Annotated in this window: 15 protein-coding genes and 2 pseudogenes; 11 read left to right on the top strand and 6 right to left on the bottom strand. The window is 60.5% G+C overall.

Features of this window, described 5'->3' with window-relative positions; translation table 11 throughout:
• The first annotated feature begins 46 nt into the window (after positions 1-46).
• Genes ACQRBV_RS25700 through ACQRBV_RS25690 form a run of 3 tightly spaced genes read left to right on the top strand, consistent with a single transcriptional unit; the run spans position 47 to position 2,354 of the window.
• Positions 47-370: a PepSY domain-containing protein gene (locus tag ACQRBV_RS25700; RefSeq protein ID WP_060752418.1), complete on the top strand. Its 324-nt coding sequence runs from the start codon at positions 47-49 to the stop codon at positions 368-370.
• Positions 370-1,038, top strand: a complete 669-nt coding sequence (locus ACQRBV_RS25695; RefSeq protein ID WP_060752419.1) for a response regulator transcription factor — start codon at positions 370-372, stop codon at positions 1,036-1,038. The genes ACQRBV_RS25700 and ACQRBV_RS25695 overlap by 1 nt, the downstream gene beginning before the upstream one ends.
• Positions 1,035-2,354: a sensor histidine kinase gene (locus ACQRBV_RS25690; RefSeq protein ID WP_161550180.1), complete on the top strand. Its 1,320-nt coding sequence runs from the start codon at positions 1,035-1,037 to the stop codon at positions 2,352-2,354. Before ACQRBV_RS25695 ends, ACQRBV_RS25690 begins: the two co-directional genes overlap by 4 nt.
• Positions 2,355-2,388: 34 nt before the next feature.
• Here ACQRBV_RS25690 and ACQRBV_RS25685 read toward each other — a convergent pair whose 3' ends face one another.
• Entirely contained in the window at positions 2,389-4,536 is a 2,148-nt protein-coding gene (locus ACQRBV_RS25685) for a methyl-accepting chemotaxis protein (protein ID WP_060752421.1), read from the bottom strand.
• Between the two features lie 314 nt (positions 4,537-4,850).
• Between ACQRBV_RS25685 and ACQRBV_RS25680 the strand changes: the two genes are divergently transcribed.
• The 3 genes and pseudogenes from ACQRBV_RS25680 (at position 4,851) to ACQRBV_RS25670 (ending at position 7,923) form a co-directional block, all read left to right on the top strand.
• Positions 4,851-6,170: a Na+/H+ antiporter family protein gene (locus ACQRBV_RS25680; RefSeq protein WP_162492698.1), complete on the top strand. Its 1,320-nt coding sequence runs from the start codon at positions 4,851-4,853 to the stop codon at positions 6,168-6,170.
• A gap of 73 nt (positions 6,171-6,243) precedes the next feature.
• Positions 6,244-7,065 (top strand): annotated as a pseudogene (locus ACQRBV_RS25675) (cache domain-containing protein); the annotation flags it as partial.
• Between the two features lie 36 nt (positions 7,066-7,101).
• Positions 7,102-7,923 (top strand): methyl-accepting chemotaxis protein, encoded by an 822-nt coding sequence (locus ACQRBV_RS25670; RefSeq protein WP_372241728.1) that lies wholly within the window; start codon positions 7,102-7,104, stop codon positions 7,921-7,923.
• Here ACQRBV_RS25670 and yegQ read toward each other — a convergent pair.
• Positions 7,920-9,239, bottom strand: a complete 1,320-nt coding sequence (yegQ, locus tag ACQRBV_RS25665) for a tRNA 5-hydroxyuridine modification protein YegQ (protein WP_411984716.1) — start codon at positions 9,237-9,239, stop codon at positions 7,920-7,922. The genes ACQRBV_RS25670 and yegQ overlap by 4 nt on opposite strands.
• A 265-nt stretch (positions 9,240-9,504) precedes the next feature.
• Between yegQ and ACQRBV_RS25660 the strand changes: the two are divergent.
• Together ACQRBV_RS25660 and ACQRBV_RS25655 are read left to right on the top strand one after the other, a co-directional pair.
• Positions 9,505-9,954: pseudogene (locus tag ACQRBV_RS25660) on the top strand (thioredoxin family protein); the annotation flags it as partial.
• Between the two features lie 81 nt (positions 9,955-10,035).
• Positions 10,036-11,103, top strand: a complete 1,068-nt coding sequence (locus tag ACQRBV_RS25655) for an AI-2E family transporter (protein WP_090372119.1) — start codon at positions 10,036-10,038, stop codon at positions 11,101-11,103.
• A gap of 10 nt (positions 11,104-11,113) precedes the next feature.
• Here ACQRBV_RS25655 and ACQRBV_RS25650 read toward each other — a convergent pair whose 3' ends face one another.
• The 3 genes from ACQRBV_RS25650 to ACQRBV_RS25640 all read right to left on the bottom strand — a co-directional run bounded on the left by ACQRBV_RS25650 (position 11,114) and on the right by ACQRBV_RS25640 (position 12,164).
• Positions 11,114-11,293: a hypothetical protein gene (locus ACQRBV_RS25650; RefSeq protein ID WP_161550175.1), complete on the bottom strand. Its 180-nt coding sequence runs from the start codon at positions 11,291-11,293 to the stop codon at positions 11,114-11,116.
• 91 nt (positions 11,294-11,384) lie between these two features.
• Complete coding sequence (locus ACQRBV_RS25645) at positions 11,385-11,579, bottom strand: hypothetical protein (protein ID WP_205345580.1); 195 nt, start codon at positions 11,577-11,579, stop codon at positions 11,385-11,387.
• Positions 11,580-11,810: 231 nt separating this feature from the next.
• Entirely contained in the window at positions 11,811-12,164 is a 354-nt protein-coding gene (locus tag ACQRBV_RS25640) for a hypothetical protein (RefSeq protein ID WP_060752428.1), read from the bottom strand.
• Between the two features lie 156 nt (positions 12,165-12,320).
• On the opposite strand from ACQRBV_RS25640, the gene ACQRBV_RS25635 reads away from it, so the two are divergent.
• On the top strand, positions 12,321-13,139 hold the full coding sequence (locus ACQRBV_RS25635) for a shikimate 5-dehydrogenase (RefSeq protein WP_411984715.1): 819 nt from the start codon (positions 12,321-12,323) through the stop codon (positions 13,137-13,139).
• A 117-nt stretch (positions 13,140-13,256) separates the two neighbouring features.
• Here ACQRBV_RS25635 and ACQRBV_RS25630 read toward each other — a convergent pair whose 3' ends face one another.
• Positions 13,257-13,904, bottom strand: a complete 648-nt coding sequence (locus ACQRBV_RS25630; RefSeq protein WP_161550174.1) for a YceH family protein — start codon at positions 13,902-13,904, stop codon at positions 13,257-13,259.
• Positions 13,905-14,021: 117 nt separating this feature from the next.
• Here ACQRBV_RS25630 and ACQRBV_RS25625 point away from each other — a divergent pair, with 117 nt between their 5' ends.
• A complete protein-coding gene (locus ACQRBV_RS25625; RefSeq protein ID WP_411984714.1) occupies positions 14,022-14,531 on the top strand; it encodes a DUF1993 domain-containing protein in 510 nt (169 codons plus the stop codon).
• 154 nt (positions 14,532-14,685) lie between these two features.
• Complete coding sequence (locus ACQRBV_RS25620; protein ID WP_411984713.1) at positions 14,686-17,394, top strand: hypothetical protein; 2,709 nt, start codon at positions 14,686-14,688, stop codon at positions 17,392-17,394.
• The last annotated feature ends 7 nt before the right edge of the window (positions 17,395-17,401 follow it).

The raw sequence follows: 17,401 nt of genomic DNA, 5'->3' as shown, positions 1-17,401 counted from the left end.
GTTGCGACGGTTAACGTGGTGACCTCAAGGAACAGCAGGATACGCAATGAAGGTAAATCTACGGGGGGGCGGTCCAATGGCATTGGTGTTGCTATTGACTAGCTCCCACCTGACGGCCCACGACCTCGGCCCGGACGAAGCCTTGCGTCTGCGTCAGAAGGGCGTCATCGCCCCTCTGGAGCACTTGCTGGGCCCGGCGCTGGAACGCTACCCCGGTGCCAAGTTGCTCGATGCCGAGCTTGAAGAGCACAAGGACCGCCCGGTGCCCTATATCTACGAAATCGAGTTGTTGACGGTGGAGGGAGTCGTGCGCGAAATCGAGCTCGACGCGAGCACCGGCGCGCTGCTCAAAGATAAGGAAGACGACTGATGCGCCTGCTTCTGGTGGAAGACAACGTTCCCCTCGCCGATGAGCTGCTGGCCGGCCTGCAACGCCAGGGCTACGCCGTCGACTGGCTGGCCGATGGCCGTGATGCAGCCTATCAGGGCAGCAGCGAGCCCTATGACCTGATCATTCTGGATCTTGGCTTGCCCGGCCTGCCCGGGCTTGAAGTCCTGGCGCAATGGCGTGCGGCGTCACTGGTCACGCCGGTGCTGATTCTGACCGCTCGCGATTCCTGGGCCGAGCGCATCGAAGGGCTCAAGGCCGGCGCGGATGATTACCTCGCCAAACCCTTTCATCCTGAAGAGTTGTTCCTGCGCATTCAGTCACTGTTGCGCCGTTCCCACGGCCAGGCCAACCAGCCGACCTTGCAGGCCGCCGGACTGCACCTGGATGAGGGGCGCCAGTGTGTGCTGCGCGATGGTGACGAGATCCAGCTGACCGCCGCCGAGTTTCGCCTGCTGCGCTACTTCATGCTGCACCCCCAGCAGATCCTGTCGAAAAGCCACTTGGCTGAACATTTATACGACGGCGAGAGCGAGCGCGATTCCAATGTGCTGGAAGTCCACGTCAACCATCTGCGCCGCAAGTTGGGCCGCAGTGTGATCGAAACCCGGCGCGGCCAGGGTTACCGGTTTGGCGCCAGCCCTGCATGAAGTCCATTCAGCGGCGCCTGAGCCTGGGCCTGGTCAGTGTGATGGTGGTCGTCGGCGTGGTGCTGGCGCAGACCAGCCTGTGGTTGTTCGAAGCCGGGTTGCAACGCTACCTGGAGGCTGGGCTGCGCAACGATAGCGAGAACCTGCTGGTTGCGCTGGTGCGGGGGGCCGATGGCGTGCAACTCGATGAGCACCGTTTGTCACCGGCTTATCAGCGACCGTTTTCCGGGCATTACTTTCGGATTGATTTTGCCGATGTTCACTGGCGTTCCCGCTCGCTGTGGGACCAGGAGCTGCCGCGCCTGCCGCAGACCGGTCTCAAAGGTAACCTGCAATTGGGGCCGGAGGGCCAGCAACTGCTGGTATTGCGTTCGGACTACAAACGTTTTGGGCAGTCGATTTCCATCAGCGTGGCCCAGGACTACACACCTGTGCGGGAAAGCTTTCGCCTGATGCGGCAGATCGGCCTGGTGCTGGGGTTGGCGGCGTTGTTGCTGGTGTTGATCCTGCAACGGGTGACCGTACGTCGTGCGTTGCGCCCGTTGGAGACCGCCCGCGAACAGATCGCCCAGTTACAACAAGGCCAACGCTCGCAGCTCGATACCCAGGTGCCGCTGGAGCTGGAGCCGCTGGTGGCGCAGATCAACCACCTGCTGGCCCACACTGAAGACAGCCTCAAGCGTTCACGCAACGCCCTGGGCAACCTCGGTCATGCCTTGAAAACCCCGCTGGCCGTGTTATTGAGCGCAGCGTCCAGCGAGCCGCTCAAGGACCATCCGCACCTGAGCAAGTTGTTGCGTGAGCAGCTTGAGCAAGTGCAGCAACGCCTCAATCGTGAACTCAACCGCGCACGCCTGGCCGGTGAAACCCTGCCCGGCGCATTGTTTGACTGTGAAAAAGAACTGCCCAGCCTGTTGGCCACGCTCAACATGATCCACGGTGAACATCTGGACTTGAGCTATCAGGTGTCGCCCGGGCTGCAATTACCCTGGGACCGCGAAGACCTGCTGGAACTGCTCGGCAACCTGTTGGACAACGCCTGTAAATGGGCAGACGCCGAAGTCTGCCTGAGCATCGGCGAAACGACGCAGACCTATCGGTTGGCCGTGGAAGACGACGGCCCCGGTATTCCCGAGACCGACCGCGACAAGGTGCTCAGCCGCGGCACGCGCCTGGATGAGCAGATCGACGGCCATGGCCTTGGGTTGGGGATCGTGCGCGATATCGTCGAGGTGTGGGGCGGGGTCTTGCAGTTGCAGGAGAGCCGGCTGGGAGGCCTGAAGGTGCTGGTCGAACTCCCCAAACGCCAGAGCTGACACAGCGCCCTCCATATTGAATCTTCTGCGGTGTTCAGACCCTGAATTGATCCATCAGCCCCTGCTGTTGATTCGCCAGGCTGTTCAACGCCTGGCTGACCCGCGCCGACTCATTGGCCTGTTCCGACAACGACTCGGTCACATCCCGAATCGTCGCCACATTACTGTTGATCTCTTCCGCCACCGCGCTTTGTTCCTCGGCAGCGCTGGCGATTTGCAGGTTCATGTCGCTGATCACGGTGACCGCCTCGCCAATCTGGCGCAAGGCCGTCACCGCCTGGCCGACCTGTTCGACACTGCCCTGAGCCTGGCGATGGCTGTTGCCCATGGCGCCGACCACCTCGGTGGTGCCGCTTTGCAATTGCTCGATCACCAGGCGGGTTTCCTCCACCGACTCCTGGGTGCGTCGCGCCAGGTTACGCACCTCGTCGGCAACCACGGCAAATCCACGCCCAGCTTCACCGGCCCGGGCCGCTTCGATGGCGGCGTTGAGTGCCAGCAGGTTGGTCTGCTCGGCGATGCCACGGATCACTTCCAGCACCGAACCGATTTGTTCGCTGTTGGCTGCCAGGCCCTCGACTTGGGCCATGGCGGTACTCATGTCGGCGGCCAGCGCACCGATGTTGCTGGTGGTACGGTCGATTACCGTCAAGCCTTCACGCGTAGCCTGGTCGGCATCGCGTGCGGCCTGGGCGGCTTGGGCCGCGCTGCGGGCGACATCCTGGGCGGTGGCGCTCATTTCATGGGAGGCGGTGGCGACCTGATCGACCTGGCGGTATTGCTGTTCCATACCGGCGCTGGTTTCAGTGGCGATCGCGGCGGATTGGTCGGCGGTGCCACGGGCGTCCTGCACTGAGCGTTTCACTTCGGCAATGATCGGCTGCAGCTTGTCGAGGAAGCGGTTGAACCAGCCGGCCAGTTGGCCCAGCTCATCTTTTTTGTCGTAGGCCAGGCGGCGGGTCAGGTCGCCTTCGCCACTGGCGATGTCTTCAAGCATGTGCGCCACGCCGAGAATCGGACGGGTCACGCTGCGCGCCATCAGCCACACCAGCGCCAGGCCCACCACCGCAGCCAATAGGCCCAGGCTCAGTTCCAGCAGGGTGCCCTTGGCATTGTCGGCGTCCAGTTGCGCTTTCAGGGCTTCGGCAGGCGCGACCAGGACTTTCTCCGGCACGTCGAGCAACACGCCCCAAGGCTTGCCCCCCGGGATCGGTGTAAACGGCGCCAATACCTTGAGTTGCTGGCCGGTGCGCAGGCTGCGGGTTTGCGTGCTGCCGGCGAGGGCGCTGATCAACTGCGCGCCGCTGGCAGTGTCGACCTGGTCCAGGCGCTGGCTGAGTTTGCTCGCGTCCGGGCTGTAACCGGCAAGCAAGCCGGTCGGGCTGAGGATGCTGACCTGGGTCTGGCCGTCATACAGCTTCTGGCTCGCCTGTTGGCTGACGGCCTGCAAGCTGTTGAGGTTGATGTCCACCGACAGCGAGGCGATGACTTTGCCGTTGACGATCAACGGGAACACGATACTGGTCATCAGCACGTTCTGCCCGTCGATCACATAAAAATACGGTTCGATCACGCAGGGTTTGAGGGTTGTGCGTGGGCAGGTGAACCAGGCGTTGGCTTTTTCGCCGCTGGGGCCGACGCTGGTATCGGCCATGTCGCTTTCGGGCAGTGACATCGAGGTCAGTTTGCCCGGCGTGGGTTGCGACCAGTACAGGGCAAAGCGGCCTTTTTCGTTACTGCCCAGTTCTTTCTGATTGGCGAACAGCTCGTCCTTGCCGTCCAGCGCATTCGCTTCGAACACCAGGGACAAACCGAGCAGGTCCGGGTTGGCCTGCAACGCGGCCTTGACCTGGCGAGTCAGGTCTTCGCGGGTGTCGAAGGCATCGAGAAAGCGCTTTTCAGCCTGTTCGCGCAGAAACAGCACTTGGCGGGAAAAGCCATGGCCGTACTGGTAGGCGTCCATGAACTGCTGGCGAATGCCCAATGCCTGCCCTTCACCCTGCGCTTCGATGCGCGTCTGGGCGGCTGCATCAAGCATCTGCATGCTGGACGCTTTGACCTGCTCGGAACTCTGCGCCATGCGATACAGCGACAAACCCACCAGAAGGGTCACGATCCCCAGCAGGCAAAGGCCGGCGAGCAGGGTGATTTTCCATTGAATGGAGAGCTGTCTGAGCGACATCGGGACATCCTTACCTGAAAACACATAGAGACCCGTTATCGGCGGCACGTCTGATTTCTTTATTTGCGGGGCCCGGGCTTGCCGTAATGCCAGTCAGTTAAATGGTGGATGTAGAACACAGCGTTTGGTCGCGGCAGGTTCTTTTAACTGACTGGCATTAGGACTTGCCCGGGTTTTTTGACATGCCCGCCCACCTGCTGCAAAGTGCCCGCCCTCTAATAAGACCTCCTCAGCCTGCACGCCGGCCACCCTGTTCCATGGCCGCCTGGGCGACGTATGCCTGTTCTTTTGTTTTCTGTCTTGAGGTAACCATGATTAACGCAGTAATCGCCGCGGTCGGCACCATGCTGGTGCTCAGCCTGTCCCGCGTGCATGTGGTCATCGCCATTATTGTCGGTGCGCTGGTGGGCGGCTTGACCGGTGGCCTGGGTATCGAAGCCACGCTCAAAGCGTTTAACGGTGGTTTGGGCGGCGGTGCAACCGTGGCTTTGTCTTACGCTTTGCTCGGCGCTTTCGCTGTGGCGATTGCCAAATCCGGTCTGGCCCACGCCCTGGCGGACAAAGCGTTGCTGCTGGTGGATCGCCAGGAAGCGACGGGCGGCAATCACGTCAAATGGTTGTTGATCGGCCTGCTGTGGAGCGTCGCGATTGCCTCGCAGAATATCCTGCCCATTCATATTGCCTTTATCCCGCTGTTGGTCCCGCCGCTGTTGTACGTGCTGACCAAATTGCAACTGGACCGCCGCCTGATCGCCTGCGTGATGACCTTCGGCCTGATCACCCCCTACATGTTCCTGCCGGTAGGCTTCGGCAACATCTTCCTCAACCAGATCCTGCTGGCCAACGTCGCCAAGAGCGGCGTAGACATCAGTCAGGTCAACGTTACCCACGCCATGGGCTTGCCGGCGCTGGGCATGGTAGTCGGCCTGTTGGTGGCGGTGTTCATCAGCTACCGCAAAAAGCGTGTGTATGACCTGGAGAAAATCGAGCGGGTCGAGCAAGTGGCGGTGCAATACAACCCGTTGACCCTGCTGGTGGCCGGGCTGGCGATCGCTGCGGCATTCATCATCCAATTGTGGCTGGACTCGATGATCATCGGCGCCCTGGCCGGGTTCCTGATCTTCTCGGTGTCCGGCATCGTGCGCTGGCGCGAGACCGACGACCTGTTCACAGAAGGCATGAAGATGATGGCGATGATTGGCTTCATCATGATTGCCTCGTCGGGTTTTGCCGAAGTGCTCAAGGCCACCGGCGACGTGCGCTCGCTGGTGGAAGCGTCGGCGGCGTTCATCGGCCATAGCCGGGGTGTGGGCGCGTTGCTGATGTTGCTGGTGGGCCTGCTGGTGACCATGGGGATCGGTTCGTCGTTCTCCACGGTGCCGATCCTCGCCGCGATTTTCGTGCCGCTGTGCGTGCAACTGGGCTTCAGCCCGTTGGCTATCGTGTGCATCGTCGGTACGGCGGGGGCCTTGGGTGATGCCGGGTCGCCGGCGTCGGACTCCACCCTCGGCCCGACCTCCGGCCTGAACATTGACGGCCAGCATCACCATATCTGGGACACCGTGGTGCCCACGTTCCTGCACTACAATATTCCGTTGTTGGCGTTTGGCTGGATTGCCGCGATGACCCTCTGACAGGGTTGTCCTACAGAAATCGGACAATTGGCCGTTAACTTCTCAAGTCGCCACGAATAAGAGAGAAAAAGCCATGCGTCTGAGTTTGAAGGCCAAAGTCCTGGCCCTGGCCGTCGTGCCGGTATTGCTGTTTGCCGTGGTCATCAGCCTGACCACGGTGTGGATCCTGCAGGGGCAGGCGCGCAACGAGGTGGACGAAACCCGCCAGCGCCTGCTCAACGACGCCAAGACGACGCTGCGCAGTTACGTGGAAGTGGCCATGACCACCATCAAGCCGCTCTACGACGCGGCCGCCCCCGGCGACATGGCGGCGCGGGCCGAGGTGGTCAAGCTGCTGTCCAGTACCAGCTACGGCAAGGATGGCTACTTCTTCGGCTACGACTCCGAGACCATCCGCCTGTTCAAGGGCAATAGCCCCGATGGCGTAGGCAAGAGCTTCAAGGACAACCGCGACCCCAACGGCGTCTACGTCAACCGCGACCTGGTCAAGGTCGGCAAGGACGGCACCCACTACCTGCAATACAGCTCGACCCAGCCCGGCCAGACCGAGTTGGTGCCCAAGCTCGGCTATACCGAGTACTTGCCGAAATGGGACATGGTGATTGGTACCTCGGTCAACCTCGATGGCATTGAAGCCCAAGTGGCAGTGGTCGAGGCCAAGGTCGAGAAACGCATGGAGGGCGTGCTGCTGAGCATCCTCGGTGTGGCCGTGGTGGTGCTGCTGGTGATTGCCGCCGTGGGCATGATAGTGGCCAATACCATCCTGCGTCCGCTGGGCCTGATGAAAGCCAACCTGGACGACATCGCCGCCGGCGAAGGCGATTTGACCCGCCGCCTGGCGATCACCAGCCAGGATGAGTTGGGTGATCTTGCCGTCGCGTTCAATCGTTTTGTCGACAAAATCCACAGCCTGGTGCGCCAGATCACCGAAATGACCAGCCAACTGACCGGCCTGGTCAGCCAGGTATCCGATCAAGCGCAGCGCTCCGAACAAGCCATGGAGCGCCAACGCCATGAGACCGATCAGGTCGCCACTGCCATCAACCAGATGTCCTCTGCGGCCCAGGAAGTTGCGCGCAGTGCTCAAGGGGCTGCCGTTGCTGCGCAACAGACCGACGCCGAAGGGCACGCGGCCAAGCGTGTGGTCGACGGCAGCATCGCGCAGATCCACGCGCTGGTGAACGATATCCGCAGCAGTGGCGTGTCCCTCGACAGCCTGCAGCAGGATGTGTCGTCGATTGTCAGTGTGCTGAGTGTGATCCGCTCGATTGCCGAACAAACCAACCTGCTGGCCCTCAACGCGGCGATCGAAGCCGCGCGGGCCGGGGAGGCCGGGCGAGGGTTTGCGGTGGTGGCCGACGAAGTGCGTGCCCTGGCCAGCCGCACCCAGACCAGCACTCAGGAAATCCAGGGCATGATCGACCGCCTGCAAAAAGGCACCGTCGCCGCCGTGGACGCCATGCGCCGGTCCAGCGACGCGGGTGACGGCACCTCGGCCCAGGCCAACGAAGCCGGAGCCTCACTGGACACCATGGCGCAACTGATCGGCACCATCAATTCGATGAACGCCCAGATCGCCAGCGCCGCCGAGGAGCAGACCGCCGTGGCCGAGGAAATCAACCGCAGCGTGCATCAGATTGCCGTGGCGGTGGACACTGTGGCCGATGAAACCCAGCAGGGCGCCCAGACCTCGCGCAGTCTGGCGGACCTGGGGCAACGCCTGGGGCAATTGGTGGGGCAGTTCAGGATCTAGATATCGCGCATCAACAAGCCAAAGCGCACGTCCATGTCGGCCGGCAGTGGCACATACACCGTGTGCCCGTCGCCCGGCGCCACCTCAAGGGCTTCGCCTTTGGCATTGTGCAAAGTGCTCAGGTCAAAGTGGAAGTTGCCGGCGGGGGTCATCAACTCCAGGTGATCGCCCACGGCAAAGCGGTTCTTGACCTTGACCTCGGCCCAGCCGCTACGGCGCTCGCCGGTCAGTTCGCCGACAAACTGCTGGCGTTCGGATACTGAACTGCCGTTCTGGTAGTTCTGGTATTCGTCATGCACATGGCGGCGCAGGAAGCCTTCGGTGTAACCGCGCTGGGCCAGGGATTCGAGGTCGGTCATCAGGTTGCGGTCGAAGGCGCGCCCGGCCACCGCATCATCGATGGCCTGGCGATACACCTGGGTGGTGCGTGCGCAGTAGAAGTGGGACTTGGTGCGGCCTTCGATCTTCAGCGAGTGCACGCCCATCTGCGTCAGGCGCTCCACATGCTGCACGGCGCGCAGGTCCTTGGCGTTCATGATGTACGTGCCGTGCTCGTCCTCGAAGGCGGGCATCTGCTCATCGGGGCGGTTGGCTTCTTGCAGCAGGAAGACCTGGTCGGTCGGCGCGCCAACCCCCAGGGTCGGCTCCGGCTGATACTGCTGGACGATCTCGCCCGTGGCGTTTTCCATCGCCGGGGTGGCCTGGTATTTCCAGCGGCAGGCGTTGGTGCAGGTGCCCTGGTTGGCATCGCGCTTGTTCATGTAGCCCGAGAGCAGGCAGCGCCCGGAATAGGCCATGCACAAGGCGCCGTGCACAAACACTTCCAGCTCCATGGCCGGCACTTGCTGGCGGATTTCGCCGATCTCTTCCAAGGACAACTCCCGCGACAGAATCACGCGGCAGATGCCTTGTTGTTGCCAGAATTCGACGCTGGCCCAGTTCACCGTATTGGCCTGCACCGACAGATGAATCGGCATCGACGGGAAATGGCGGCGCACCAGCATGATCAAGCCTGGGTCGGACATGATCAGCGCATCCGGGCCCATGGCGATCACCGGTGCCAGGTCTTTGAGGAAGGTTTTCAGCTTGGCGTTGTGCGGCGCGATGTTGACCACGACGTAGAAGCGTTTGCCCAGCACATGCGCTTCCTGAATGCCCAGCGCCAGGTTGGCGTGGTCGAACTCGTTGTTGCGCACCCGCAGGCTGTAGCGCGGCTGGCCGGCGTAGACCGCATCGGCACCGTAGGCGAAGGCATAACGCATGTTTTTCAGGGTGCCGGCGGGGGCGAGCAGTTCGGGGGCGATCACAGGGGGCATGGGCTCAAGTCGCAAAAGGTCGCGAAGGTAAAGGATCCGAGGCCGGGGTTTATTGATCCAGGTCGCCCTTTGCTGATTTTGTATCGCTGTGTATCGGCAGTGGGGGTTCGACACAGGCGCGATACTCCAGGGCGTTCCAATGGAAGCTCTGAATACCCAAGAGGTAATGATCATGCGACCTATCACCTTTCTGCTCGCCGGCCTGCTGCTGACGCTTGCGCTGATTTCCAGCGTGATGGCCAGCCGTGAAACTCCCGCTGACCCACCAGGCGCCATGCCATCGCTGGCGGGGGCGGCCGAATGGCTCAACTCCCCACCGCTCGATCTGCAGGCGCTCGAGGGCAAAGTCGTGCTGGTGGATTTCTGGACTTACGACTGCATCAACTGCCGGCGCGCGCTGCCGTACGTAAAAGAGTGGGCGAAACGCTACGAACCCGATGGCTTGGTGGTCGTTGGCGTACACACTCCGGAATATGCCTATGAACAGGTCAGCGGCAACGTCAGGGACCAGGTGCGCAAGCTGGGCATCACCTACCCGGTAGCCCTGGATAACAGCTATGCAATCTGGCGCAGTTTCGATAACCAGTTCTGGCCGGCCCATTACCTGATCGATGCCAAGGGGAAGGTGCGCTATAGCCACTTTGGCGAAGGTGACTATGAGGCCCAGGAACAAGTGATCCAGGCGCTTTTGCGTGAGGCCAAGGCTATCGAGTGACGGGATGGCACTCCCGGGTTCGCCTGCGGACTAAGCAAAAGGGCCGCTGAAGGCCTACTGCTTTTTCGACATGGACCGGACATGAACTCGACCAACCTGCAATTCAAAACCCTGTTGTTGTTGCTGGCCCTGGTGACCGTCGCCTTTATCTGGATATTGCTGCCGTTTTACGGCGCAGTGTTCTGGGCGGTCATCCTCGGCATCATCTTTGCCCCGATGCAGCGCCGCCTGCAGCAACGCTTTGGCTGGAACCGCAACCTGACCTCCCTGACCACCTTGGCGGTGTGCCTGGTGATCGCCATTTTGCCGGTCATCATCACCAGCGTATTGCTGGTGCAGGAAGGGGCGACGCTCTACAAAAACGTCGAAAGCGGCAAGCTGGACGTCGCCGGGTATATCGAGCAGTTCAAGAACGTGCTGCCGCCGTATTTCCAGCACCTGCTGGATCGGTTCGGCATGGGCAACCTGGAAGGCTTGCGCGAGAAAATCGTCAAGAGCGCGATGCAGGGTAGCCAGTTTTTTGCCTCCCAGGCGTTCAGTTTTGGTCAGGGGACGTTTGATTTCCTGGTGAGCTTTTTCATCATGCTGTATCTGCTGTTTTTCCTGCTGCGCGACGGCCCGGAACTGGTGCGTAAAGTCCGCACGGCAGTGCCCCTGGCGGAGCCCCAGAAACGTCGCCTGCAACTCAAGTTCAATCGGGTGGTGCGCGCCACGGTCAAGGGCAACGTGCTGGTAGCCGTGACCCAAGGCGCACTGGGCGGTTTGATCTTCTGGTTCCTGGACATTCCCAGCGCGTTGCTGTGGGCGGTCTTGATGGCGTTTCTTTCCCTGCTACCGGCGGTGGGCGCGGGGATTGTATGGGGCCCGGTGGCCGCTTACTTCCTGTTGAGCGGTTCGATCTGGCAGGGCGTGGTGCTGACTGCGTTCGGCGTTCTGGTCATCGGCATGGTGGACAATGTGCTGCGCCCGGTGCTGGTGGGCAAGGACACGAAAATGCCTGACTACCTGATCCTGATCTCGACCCTGGGCGGCCTGTCGGTATTCGGCCTGAACGGGTTCGTGATCGGCCCGTTGGTGGCGGCGTTGTTCATGTCCAGTTGGGCACTGTTTGTGGAAACCAAACCTCGGGTCAAGCTGCCGTTGCCGTAGGGGGGCAGCTTCAAGCTTCAAGCTTGTAGCTTGTAGCTTGCAACTGCTTTTCCGCTGCCTTTAACGACATAAGCGGGCCGCTGATGGGCTCGCCATCGCTGACTACGTACCAGCAGGCGAGCAGGCCCAGCTCCCGGAGTGGGGTGGGAACGGCGCTACCAATGACGGACATGATTTGAACAGTGGGCATAAGTACCTCCAATCGCTATGGAGGTCACCTTACGATGGCTGGGTGCTCAGCAAAAATCACCTGGCTCGATAGTCGACATCAACGCCAGGCGTCAATCCACCACCTGGTCCAGCATGAGCACCACTTCCTGCTCATTGAGCAGGCCCTTGCGCACCAGGTTTTCCGCCAGCAACGCCAGGAATTTCGCCGTGCGGTGGCCTTCCAGGTGCTTGAGTTCGGTCAGTGCGCTGTAGACCTTGCTGGAGGTGCAGAGGCCGGCGGTATGGTGCGGGTTTTGTGTGGGCATGGTCAGTCGTCCTTAATTGTTCTTGGCTGGACAGGTCGATAGTGAGTCCGTTTCGTGACGTAAACATGACAGGGCGGACCTTGATCGAGCAAGAAGACATTCAACCCTCATGATGTGGGATTGAGCCCCGAGCATTGTCCTCACTGCGACCTTGGCAGGATAAATCCAGACCTCAAAGGCAAAAAAAGGCCTCGCGTGTGGGCGAGGCCTGTTTAGACGAACCTGTTCAAGTTACCAGCCGCGGCCGTAATAACCGTGAGGCGGGCCGTAGTAGCCACGTGGAGGGCCGTAGTAGACCGGCGCCGGGCGGTAGTAGACCCGTTCTTGCACATACACCGGTGGTGGCGGTGCGTAGTAGACCGGCGGCGGAGCGGCATACACCGGTTGCGGCTGGACATAAACCGGCTGCTGCACGTAGACCGGCTGGGATTGGCTGGCAACCACCGAACCCACTACAGCGGCGCCGACCAAAGCACCCAGAACGGCCGGGCCACCCCAACCACCACCGTGGGCGGAGGCTTGGCCTGCCATAGCGAGTGCGCCGACAAGCAAGGCGATTTTGGGGATTTTACGAATCATGGTCATTCCTCGGTTAGCCCCTGCGCTTGTGGTCTGCAATCAATAGACTCAAGGATTGTCGCGGGGATACTTTTAAGACAACGTATTTCTGAAAAACAGCACGGCCGATAGGTAAAGGTTGTGTAAGGTCTGTACCGATTTGCTTACTCAAAGGAGTTATCCATGCAGATGCACCCCAACAAAGACACCCAACTGTGTATGTCATTGTCGGCGCGTCCCGGGAATTTTGGCCTGCGGTTCCACAACCACCTGTATGAACAGTTGGGGTTGAATTTCTACTATAAAGCGTTCAGCAGCCAGGATTTGCCCGGCGCGATAGGTGGTATCCGGGCGCTGGGCATTCGCGGTTGCGGTGTTTCCATGCCGTTCAAGGAGGCCGCGATCGCCCTGGTGGATGAGCTGGACGATTCGGTGCAGGCCATCGACTCCCTGAACACCATCGTCAACACCGACGGCCGTCTCAAAGCCTACAACACCGACTATATCGCCATCGAACAGCTGCTGAAAAAGCATGCCGTGCCCAAGGACTCGACCTTTGCTTTACGCGGCAGCGGCGGCATGGCCAAGGCCGTGGCCAGTGCCCTGCGTGACGGTGGCTATGCCAATGGCGTGATTGTGGCGCGCAACGAAGCGGCAGGCCGCGCGCTGGCGCAAAACCTCGGGTATGCGTGGCAGGCCGAGCTGGGTGACTTGCGCCCGCAGATGCTGGTCAATGTGACGCCGATCGGCATGACCGGTGGCGCCGAGGCCGATCAGTTGGCCTTTGCGGCTGACGCCGTGGATGCTGCGGAAACTGTGTTCGATGTGGTAGCGATCCCCGCCGAAACGCCGCTGATCGTGCGTGGACGCGCCAAGGGCAAGCGGATGATCACCGGGCTGGAAGTGATCGCGATCCAGGCGCTGGAGCAGTTCGTGCTGTATACCGGCGTGCGGCCGACGCAGGCGCAATTTGAGGCGGCAGTGGCCTTTGCCCGAGGCTGAAACCCACGAAAATCCAATGTGGGAGCGGGCTTGCTCGCGAATGCGGTGGTTCAGTTAACTCAACTGTGACTGACACACCGCATTCGAGAGCAAGCCCGCTCCCACATTTTGATGGTGTTACGCCTGTTCCAACTGCGCCAGTCGTTCTTCCAGCGCTGCGATCCGCGCTTCCAGCTCTTCAATCCGCTCCACGCCAACCCCGGCGCCACGCTCCACCGGATTGCCTCGGGCTGCGATAATCGCCTCGATATCCGCCGGATCGCCCAGCGCATGGGTATACCGATCTTCCCGCTGTCCCGCCTGGCGCGGCACCAGCACTGCCAGCCCGCGCGCGATCAGACGTTCCAGCTGGTGCACGACCTGCTCGGCATCTTCGAAATCGTGCATGCGCCCGCTGCGGGTCAGCAGTTCATTGACCGTCTGTGGCCCGCGCAAAAACAGCAGCCCGATCAGGATCACCTGGGCCGGCACCAGCTCCAGTGCCTTGTCTACCCGGTGTTCCCAGCGATCGGCGCGGCTGCCCATGACCAGCCGGGTATAACCTTGGCCTTCCAGTGCACGCAGGCTTTGGCCGACCTGGCCTTGGCTGAGGTTGGTCACCGGCTCCCGGCTGGTCTTCTGGTTGCAGGCCAGTACCAGGGCGTTGAGGGTCAGGGGGTAGGTTTCCGGATTGGTCGCCTGTTTTTCGATCAGGCAGCCCAGGATGCGGATTTCCGTGCTATTGAGGCGCGGCTCAGGGGTCTGGGTGTCATGCTCGGCGGTCATCGCGCGTTTCCCTATGCAGTGAGCCCACTAGCCTATGCCGGAAAAAATAAAAGACAAGCGGCGGGCAGGTCTATAATCGCTGCTGGTTCCAAACCCTGCCATCACCGTGAGACTGTCATGACTATTTCCCTGTACGCCGCTTCCGTCCCTGTCTTCAAGCAAATGCTCAACGCCCTGAGCGATGTGCTGAACAAAGCCGAAGCCCACGCAACCGCCAAGAACATCGAACCCAATGCCTTGCTGCAAGCGCGTCTGTTCCCTGACATGTTCCAGCTGGTGCGCCAGGTACAGATCGCCGTCGACTTCGCCAAAGGCGTATCCGCCCGCCTGGCCGAGATCGAAGTGCCCAAATATGACGATCAAGAAACCACCTTCGCCGACCTGCAAGCACTGATCGCCAAGGTGCTGGCCTTCCTCGACACCCTCAAGTCCGAGCAGATCGACGGCAAGGAAGGCATCGAGATCATCACCCGTCCAGGCACGCCGAAAGAGAAGCGCTTCAGCGGCCAGTCCTACCTGTTGACCTACGGCCTGCCGCAGTTCTTCTTCCACGTCACTACCGCTTACGCCTTGCTGCGCCACAACGGTGTTGAAGTGGGCAAGCGTGACTACATGGGCGCTTTCTAAACGCGTGACGCAGCCTCAAGCCCGGGTGGTTCATTGACGCGCCACACCGGGCTTTTTCATGCTCCAGCTTGTTACATATCCCCATGCAACCGAGCTTAGCCAATAGGCTACTCAAGGACGTCAATCAGGCGTAACGAGACCTTGAGGCTCCCTAATGATCGTGACCACCCACAACTCCCCGGCCGGGGTGAGTGCTTCCTTTGAACTTGGCGCTGTGACCCCCATCAGTGCTCCGCCGACGACCAAGCCTGCGCAGGGCGCGGCCGCCCCCGGTACTTCGTCTACTCGGCAGACGGCCAACAGAAATGACCTGGCGAATTTTCGCGACGCGTTGTTCAATGCTTATGTACGGGTAACTTCACATTTGCAGCAGCAGGAACGATGGCGTACATCGCCTACCGGCCACCCTGCGCGGTTTAACCGTGAAGAGGCTTTTACTCAGTACTTGGGTAGCCAGCAGATCAAGTTGGACCCGGATTCCAATTTCCATCTGAATCATGAGGCGAAGGCGGGGCAGACCGTCAATCTGTTGCAGTTTATGGCTGGCAAGGGTTGGGACCAGCCAGTCAATGAAAGTGAACTGTTGAATATGATCAAAGAGTTGAGTCGTCCAGTGGAACATTCACCGCCCCATGGGGACCTGGGGGGCGGACTGTCATGGCCCACGGCATTGGATCAGGAGCAGCGTCAGGCTATCTACGACGCTGTGGCGTTCAATGCATTGGAGTTGCCCGAGTTCCATAAGCTGAAGCTGAGCCAGAACGCCTTTGGTTTCTTGACACAAACGGTCGATTGGACAGCCGCCGAGCTGGAAAAGCCGCGTGAAACGCTGCTAAAGCTGTTGCAGAGCCCCTCCGCGCAGGCGCTGGGAATTGCGTTGCGTGACAAGTTCAAAGGCGCAGGTACGGCTGAAGAGTGGACGCTTTCGGCTTTGCAGATAGGTCTTGACTGGGATGCGCTGTTGTACCCGGATAAGAAGAACCGGGTGGGAGGGTACGATTTATCGCGGCGGGAAAACTGGGGGATGCCGCTCTCTTTTGTGGTGGAAGGGTTGACCCGCCATCTGAGTCGTTCCTATGGGCGCAACGCTGCGATCGCTGCGTACGTGCTGCTGTCCCACCACGCCCCTGAACTGCTGGTCAAGGGGGTTCCCGACAACGTGACTTATGGCTCGCCCGCCTGGGTCAGTTTGAAGGCCATCGTCGCCAAGGCTGATATGCGTGCGCCGGGGCTGGCAGCGACTAAAACCTATGAGCAATTGATCAAGGAGGATCTCAGTCCGATCAGCGCCGATGAAAAAACGGTAGAGGCGTTGGCCGGCTGGGAAGGGGTGATTCATTGGGCCGTGGCAGATGGTGCGATTGCCAAGCGGGACGATAACAATTATTTGCCAGCCGAAGTCGAGCGCGCCGGCGTGATGGCCAACGAACGCCTGGAAACCTTGGCCCAGGCTTCAGAGGCCTTCCGTGCACCCGTACCGACCCGTCGATCGGTTGCGCTCAAGTTGATGAAAGAGCGGCTGCCCGAAAAATACGCGGATGTGGATCTCGAAAAAAAGGTCCTGGAACCGTCCGAGAAGTGGCGGGATTACAAGGGGCCGTATTCACTACTCGATATCGCGCTCACGAATACACCTGTCAGTTGGGACTCTACCGACCCGGCCATCCCCAGCGATGTAGCACGCTATATCCGTTTTCTTCCCGACGAAATCAACGCGGCGTTCGAAGAGCAAATCCGCGCTTATTACGACGCTCTCAAAGCGGCCTCAGAAGTGACAGTCAAACACCAGATTTCACTGCTGCCACAGGCAGATAAGGATGCTTTGGAATGGGGTGAATTGAAATTTTTCACCGAGCAGACAGTCACCCGACCACTCCATTCGCCAGGCCCGTATGAACTGCCCTCCTATCTGTTCAACAAGGATTTCGAAAAGTTCGACAAGCCCAAGGATGGCCCGTTGTTCGTAGAGTCCACGTACAACGGCAAAAAGCGCGTTTACGAAGTTGACCCCACAAACGGTGTATTGCGTCATCGAAAGGACTTGGCGGAGGGGCTCAAGGGTGGGCTGCAGGGCCAATGGCAGCGCGTCGCGGGAGAAGGATCAATACCCTGGGTGAAAACCAACACCCAGCTGACTGAGGTCTCGGGTTATGACGCTCAACGAACAGCACGAGCACAGTCCGATTCGCCTGTTCAAACCTTCACCTCGCCAAGGTCACAGTTCATTGCCGAAACCGCTACGCGTTATTACTTCAAGTCAGCCCAGCGTGACGAGCTGTTCGCAGCCGCCAGGGGCGCCACCACCTTTGACACGGAAGTCACCGAGTTCGAGAAAATCCAGGCGGTCACGCGTGCGCTGATACCGGTCGCGGCGGCCGTGCACAGCTTCAAAGAGGGCAGGGTTGGTGAAGGCCTGGCGTTCCTGGCCGTCGATATCTTTGGTTTTGCGTTAGGTGGGGCCGGGGCCGCGACGAAGGTCTTGAAGTCTGGCGGCAGCGTGTTGAGCAAGGCCGGTACTTTCACTCGCGCACTGGTCAGTGCGGCCAATCCGTTTGCTGGAGGGAAAGCGCTGGTGAGCAAAGGATTACCACTTCATACGTCAGCCCTCGGTCGAGGGTTGCTTTCCTGGAAGGCCGTTTCGGCCAACCGCAGTGTGGACCGGGTGTTCCAACATAAACCCAAAGGAGTGGTGGAAGGCACTCATGCCGGGGCCGAAACCACGAAGGTCCAGGCGCTGCTGGATGAAACCACTGGGAATTGGTACCGATACGATGTGAAAAACCAGCGGATGTACGGGCAACCGCTGACAGCGTTTCGTCCTGATCGCCTTGAACCTTCCGTCGATACGTCGATAGCCGCATGAAAACGCC

Source organism: Pseudomonas sp. R11F, assembly GCF_050312575.1.
Taxonomy (GTDB): domain Bacteria; phylum Pseudomonadota; class Gammaproteobacteria; order Pseudomonadales; family Pseudomonadaceae; genus Aquipseudomonas; species Aquipseudomonas palleroniana.
This window is presented reverse-complemented; position numbering and strand designations above follow the sequence as displayed.

Coding starts and splice junctions, on each gene's coding strand:
- ACQRBV_RS25700 (WP_060752418.1), top strand. CDS start 47: ATGAAGGTAAATCTACGGGGGGGCGGTCCAATGGCATTGGTGTTGCTA.
- ACQRBV_RS25695 (WP_060752419.1), top strand. CDS start 370: ATGCGCCTGCTTCTGGTGGAAGACAACGTTCCCCTCGCCGATGAGCTG.
- ACQRBV_RS25690 (WP_161550180.1), top strand. CDS start 1,035: ATGAAGTCCATTCAGCGGCGCCTGAGCCTGGGCCTGGTCAGTGTGATG.
- ACQRBV_RS25685 (WP_060752421.1), bottom strand. CDS start 4,536: ATGTCGCTCAGACAGCTCTCCATTCAATGGAAAATCACCCTGCTCGCC.
- ACQRBV_RS25670 (WP_372241728.1), top strand. CDS start 7,102: ATGACCAGCCAACTGACCGGCCTGGTCAGCCAGGTATCCGATCAAGCG.
- yegQ (WP_411984716.1), bottom strand. CDS start 9,239: ATGCCCCCTGTGATCGCCCCCGAACTGCTCGCCCCCGCCGGCACCCTG.
- ACQRBV_RS25655 (WP_090372119.1), top strand. CDS start 10,036: ATGAACTCGACCAACCTGCAATTCAAAACCCTGTTGTTGTTGCTGGCC.
- ACQRBV_RS25650 (WP_161550175.1), bottom strand. CDS start 11,293: ATGCCCACTGTTCAAATCATGTCCGTCATTGGTAGCGCCGTTCCCACC.
- ACQRBV_RS25645 (WP_205345580.1), bottom strand. CDS start 11,579: ATGCCCACACAAAACCCGCACCATACCGCCGGCCTCTGCACCTCCAGC.
- ACQRBV_RS25640 (WP_060752428.1), bottom strand. CDS start 12,164: ATGACCATGATTCGTAAAATCCCCAAAATCGCCTTGCTTGTCGGCGCA.
- ACQRBV_RS25635 (WP_411984715.1), top strand. CDS start 12,321: ATGCAGATGCACCCCAACAAAGACACCCAACTGTGTATGTCATTGTCG.
- ACQRBV_RS25630 (WP_161550174.1), bottom strand. CDS start 13,904: ATGACCGCCGAGCATGACACCCAGACCCCTGAGCCGCGCCTCAATAGC.
- ACQRBV_RS25625 (WP_411984714.1), top strand. CDS start 14,022: ATGACTATTTCCCTGTACGCCGCTTCCGTCCCTGTCTTCAAGCAAATG.
- ACQRBV_RS25620 (WP_411984713.1), top strand. CDS start 14,686: ATGATCGTGACCACCCACAACTCCCCGGCCGGGGTGAGTGCTTCCTTT.